At 61.4% G+C, this 581-nt stretch carries 1 protein-coding gene; it reads right to left on the bottom strand.

The genetic code is table 11. From position 1 onward, the window contains the following. Positions 1-581 (bottom strand): IS30 family transposase (locus GHO25_RS25725; RefSeq protein ID WP_153393423.1); only part of this gene is annotated, 581 nt, incomplete at both ends.

The raw sequence follows: 581 nt of genomic DNA, 5'->3' as shown, positions 1-581 counted from the left end.
CAGTTGCTCCTGGCTGGGTACCGACAGGTCTGTGCCCTTGGGCAAGTACTGGCGAATCAGGCCGTTGATGTTTTCGTTGCTGCCGCGCTGCCAGGGGCTGTGCGGATCACAAAAATAAATAGCGACCCCGGTCTGCTGGGTGATTTCAGCATGCCGCGCCATTTCTCGACCCTGGTCGTAGGTCATGCTCTTGCGCATCGCCAGCGGCATGCCATTGAGCGCTGCACTGAAGCCTTCCATCGCCGAGGTCGCCGTCGCGTCGTTCATCTTCACCAGCGTCAGGTAGCCACTGGTGCGTTCCACCAGCGTACCGACGGACGAGGCGTTGGCCTTGCCCTTGATGAGGTCGCCTTCCCAATGCCCCGGCATCAGCCTGTCTTCAATCTCCGGCGGGCGCACATGAATACTGACCATCTCAGGGATCTGGCCGCGCCGATCCACGCCGCCAGAGCGCGGCCGGCGCGTCGTCTTGCCTTGGCGCAGACAGATGATCAGCTCCTTACGCAGCTCACCCACTGGCAGGGCATAGATCGCGTTGTAGATCGTCTCGCGACAGACGTAGGCATCTCGCAGGTTGGGTA

The organism is Pseudomonas sp. FSL R10-1350 (genome assembly GCF_009600525.1).
In the GTDB taxonomy this organism is placed as follows: Bacteria; Pseudomonadota; Gammaproteobacteria; order Pseudomonadales; family Pseudomonadaceae; genus Aquipseudomonas; species Aquipseudomonas helleri.
This window is presented reverse-complemented; position numbering and strand designations above follow the sequence as displayed.